The organism is Alloprevotella sp. OH1205_COT-284, assembly GCF_003859795.1.
In the GTDB taxonomy this organism is placed as follows: domain Bacteria; phylum Bacteroidota; class Bacteroidia; order Bacteroidales; family Bacteroidaceae; genus Alloprevotella.
This window is the reverse complement of sequence record NZ_RQYI01000049.1, coordinates 1-4,578: the sequence shown is the minus strand read 5'-3', so window position 1 is coordinate 4,578 and position 4,578 is coordinate 1. Positions and strand designations below refer to the sequence as shown.

The following is a 4,578-nucleotide window of genomic DNA, read 5'->3' as shown; positions in this document are numbered from 1 at the left end:
CCGGCCGCGAGGCAAACCCGCGGTGTTTTTCATAGATTAGGACCCATGAAAAACAAAACTATTTGTTGCACTTCGATTTTGAAAGTACAGTTTCACTTCTGCCGAAAAGACAGTTTTTTGCGTCAAAATGACATTTTTATACACTCGGCAAGCGTATTGCAACCATTTGGGCAAACAACAAAACAATAAAAACAACACACCATGAACTTCGAAAAATTCACCATCAAAGCACAAGAAGCCGTGCAACACGCAGCTCGCAGAGTGGGCGAGTTGAAGCAACAAACCATCACACCCGCTCATCTGCTCGACGGCCTGCTCGCCGTGGGCGAAAACGTGACGCGTTTCCTACTCGGCAAGTCGGGCGTGGACGACGGCATGCTCCGCGCCACCCTCGACCGCCATTTGCAAAGTCTGCCCCGCGTGGAAGGCGGAGAACCCTATTTCGACCGCGAGGCCAACACCGTGCTCCACACCGCCGAAGACATTGCGCGCAAAGGGGGCGACCAATTCGTGGGGCTCGAGCCTCTCTTGCAGGCCGTGCTTCGCACCGCCGGCACCACCTCGCAGATGCTCAAAGACGCCGGCATGACCGACGCCGCCCTCACGGCTGCCATTGCCGAACTGCGCGGCGGACGCAAAGCCGACTCGCCGTCGAGCGAAGAAACCTATCAGGCCTTGCAGAAATATGCCCGCGACCTCGTGGCCGAAGCGCGCGACGGCAAGCTCGACCCCGTCATCGGGCGCGACGACGAAATACGCCGCGTGCTCCAAATCCTCTCGCGCCGCACCAAAAACAACCCTATCCTCATCGGCGAGCCGGGCACTGGAAAAACGGCCATCGTCGAGGGACTCGCGCGCCGCATCGTGCGCGGCGACGTGCCCGACAACCTGCGCGACAAACGCCTCTTCTCGCTCGACATGGGCGCACTCGTGGCCGGAGCGAAATACAAAGGCGAGTTTGAAGAGCGACTCAAAAGCGTGGTCAATGAGGTGACGGCCGCCGAGGGGGGCATCATTCTCTTTATCGACGAAATACACACCCTCGTCGGCGCAGGTAAGGGAGAGGGGGCTATGGACGCGGCCAACATCCTCAAACCCGCTCTCGCCCGCGGCGAACTGCGCAGCATCGGGGCAACGACGCTCGAAGAATATCAAAAGTATTTTGAAAAAGACAAAGCACTCGAACGCCGTTTTCAAACGGTGCTTGTCGATGAGCCGACGCCCGAAGATGCCATTTCCATCCTCCGCGGTTTGAAAGAACGCTACGAAAACCACCACCGCGTACGCATCCAAGACGACGCCCTCATCGCCGCCGTCACCCTCTCCCACCGCTACATCTCCGACCGCTTCCTCCCCGACAAAGCCATCGACCTCATGGACGAAGCCGCCGCCAAACTCCGCATGGAGCGCGACTCGCAGCCCGAACAGCTCGACGAGATTTCGCGACGTCGCCGACAGCTCGAAATCGAGCGCGAAGCCATCCGCCGAGAGGCCGACACCGCAGCCGACGGGGCACACGAGGCCAAACTCACCGCCCTCAACCAAGAAATTCAAACTCTTGAAGAGGAGGAACACGGCCTAAAAGCCAAATGGGAAGGCGAACGCGAACTGCTGGCCAAGATACAGCAAAACAAACAGCAGATCGAACAACTTGCCTTCGAGGCCGAGCGTGCCGAACGCGAAGGTGACTACGGCCGCGTGGCCGAAATACGATACGGCCGCGTGCAGCAACTCGAACAGGAGATTGCCGACATTCAAACGCGCCTGCGCGAACGTCAGGGTGCGGAGGCCATGGTCAAAGAAGAGGTGACGGCCGACGACATCGCCGACATCGTGAGCCGCTGGACGGGCATCCCCGTGACGAGGATGCTGCAAAGCGAACGCGAAAAGCTCCTCACCCTCGAAGACGAACTTCACCGCCGCGTCATCGGACAGAAAGAGGCCGTCACGGCCGTGGCCGATGCCGTGCGCCGCTCGCGAGCCGGACTGCAAGATCCGAAACGCCCGATCGGGTCGTTCATCTTCCTCGGCTCTACGGGCGTGGGCAAAACGGAATTGGCCAAAGCACTGGCCGAATGCCTCTTCGACGACGAAAACCTGATGACGCGCATCGACATGAGCGAATATCAAGAGAAGTTTTCGGCCACGCGACTCATCGGCGCGCCTCCGGGCTATGTAGGCTACGACGAGGGAGGACAACTCACCGAGGCCGTGCGCCGCAAACCCTACTCCGTCGTGCTTTTCGACGAGATCGAAAAGGCACATCCCGACGTGTTCAACATCCTCTTGCAGGTGCTCGACGACGGCCGTCTGACCGACAACAAGGGGCGCACAGTGAACTTCAAAAACACCATTGTCGTCATGACCTCCAACCTCCTCACCGGCAAAGAAGCCGAAGGCATGACGGCCGACGACGAAGCCACGCGCGAAAAACTTGTGGCGGCTCTCACCACACCTCGCCTCTCGCCGTCGGGCACGCCGATGCCCGGTTTGCGTCCGGAGTTTGTGAACCGCATCGACGACATCCTCATGTTCACCGCCCTCTCGCGCAGCGAAATCGAGCAAATCGTGCGCATCCGCATCGCCGAAATCGCTCGCCGACTGGCCGAACAGGGCATCACGCTCCATGTTCACGACGCCGCCGTCGCTTTCATCGCCACCGAGGGCTACGATCCCGACTATGGCGCACGCCCCGTGAAGCGCGCCCTTCAACGCCTCTTGCTCAACGATCTCTCGCGCGCCCTCCTCAGCGGCAACCTCACCACGGCGCGCCCCATTCTTGTGAGCAAAGCGGGCGACGCGCTGACTTTCTCCAACGAGTAGCCGCCCCCTTGCGTTGCAACGCACGCGTCAGACCCTGCGCCACTACCTCCTGCCAATGAACGGTTTTTCCGCCTCTCGGCAGTGGTGTGTCTTCTCCTTTCGGGACAAAACGGTTTCTCCGCCGTTTTGTCCCGATTGTTTTTTGAGGAAAGCGACGGTCTGATCCGGTGCAGGAAAACTGCTGCGATAAAAACTAATGTATTTGCGCCGTGTATACACTAACAACATAAACACGGGGATAAACTAATGACTTTGCACGGAGAAAAACTAATATGCTATCCGATAAATCTCAAAAGGGAAACCTCTGCAAAACTATTTTTTTTATTTTGTCAATTCTTTCTTTTTTCGTCTCTTTACCCTATAAAGATCTCCCCCTGCTCCCAACTTAGTTTTGCCGATCCAATCGTTTCCGATCGCAAAGTAAAACATATATTCTACAAGGTCAATAGTTTTTTTGGGGGCGGACAAGTGGCTATTCCGGATGTAACTCTCCGGGTACGGGTAATGGTTTCCAACCCTCTCCGTAGGCCGCATGGGCATCGGTGACAACGACGAAGGCTTTCGGATCGACCTCTTGTATTTTCAGCTTGACGGCCGGCAGTTCTTTATTGGAAACGACCAAAAAGAGCATCTCCTTGTCTTCGTTAGTATAAAGGCCACTACTTTTGATGCGGGTGGCGGAACGATCAAGCGTTTCGAGAATGAATTTTCGCATATCTTCATTGGCGTTGTCGGAAACAACGAAAATCAATTTGTCGTCTTGCGCACCGTTGATGATATAGGCAATGACTTTGGCCGTGAAGAAGATGGCGATGAGTGAATAAAACGAGAGATGCCACGAAGGGGTGTCGGAATTGCTGTCGCCGGCACCGAAACCGATTACGATCAAACCAAAAAGAACGACCACCGCGTCGCAAATCAAAATGGCGTTCGAAAAACGGATATTGGCGTATTTCTGCATGATCATGCCTACGATGTCTGTGCCGCCGGTGGTGGCTTGATTGCGAACAACGATACCACATCCCAATCCGATGACACATCCGCCGATAATGGTGGTGAGCATCAGATGTTGCGACATATTGATCACGCCTCCGCAGAGTTTGGCAGGATTTAATGCCTGCATAGAGGCCACATCCGGATAGGATAACCAAGTGAGCAGGTTCATGATCAAAGGAATCGAGAGAGAGGCCACCAAAGTGCGGGTGCCTAATTTGGCACCGAGTAAAAGAGCTGAGAGAAGTAGCAAAGGTATCTCAAAAAAGTAGCCGAACGTACCTACCAATATGGTCGGGAAAATGTTGTGCAACACGATGCTGGCACCATATACGCCTCCCGGAACGATGTTGTAAGGATTGATGAAAAACACAAAGCCTGCGGCCATAATCGTGCAGCCCAACGCTATTTGTGCCCATGATAACCACCAATTTAAATGTCTCGATGGTTCTGCCCAGTTCTTAATGGATTGCAAATTGAAACTCATATGTCAAATGTTCTAATATAAACAAGGTGCGCTACTGCGCAATAGCCATTTCGGCAGCTGCATAATATAAAAACAGACAGCCAATATCGTTAAACACCTGCAAAGGTACGAAATCCTCATAGAAAGATGTGTGTATCTTATATTTTTTTCCACACATTCGTGACAAAGATAGCCGGGATTAGGCTATCGTAGAGTCAACCAGCAAGTGCAAAATTATGATATTCTTTTGTAGAACTCCGATTTAGGTGTTTCAAAATCGAGTTTTTGTCTTGGTC

Annotated in this window: 2 protein-coding genes; one reads left to right on the top strand and one right to left on the bottom strand. The window is 54.4% G+C overall.

The features are described from left to right. The first annotated feature begins 201 nt into the window (after positions 1 to 201). Positions 202 to 2,823 carry an ATP-dependent chaperone ClpB gene (gene clpB, locus EII14_RS08925; protein ID WP_124932180.1) on the top strand — a complete coding sequence of 874 codons (2,622 nt, stop codon included), beginning with the start codon at positions 202 to 204 and terminating at the stop codon, positions 2,821 to 2,823. Positions 2,824 to 3,295: 472 nt separating this feature from the next. Here the strand turns inward: clpB and EII14_RS08920 are convergent, their stop codons facing one another. Further along, entirely contained in the window at positions 3,296 to 4,303 is a 1,008-nt protein-coding gene (locus tag EII14_RS08920) for a YitT family protein (RefSeq protein WP_124932179.1), read from the bottom strand. Between the last annotated feature and the right edge of the window lie 275 nt (positions 4,304 to 4,578).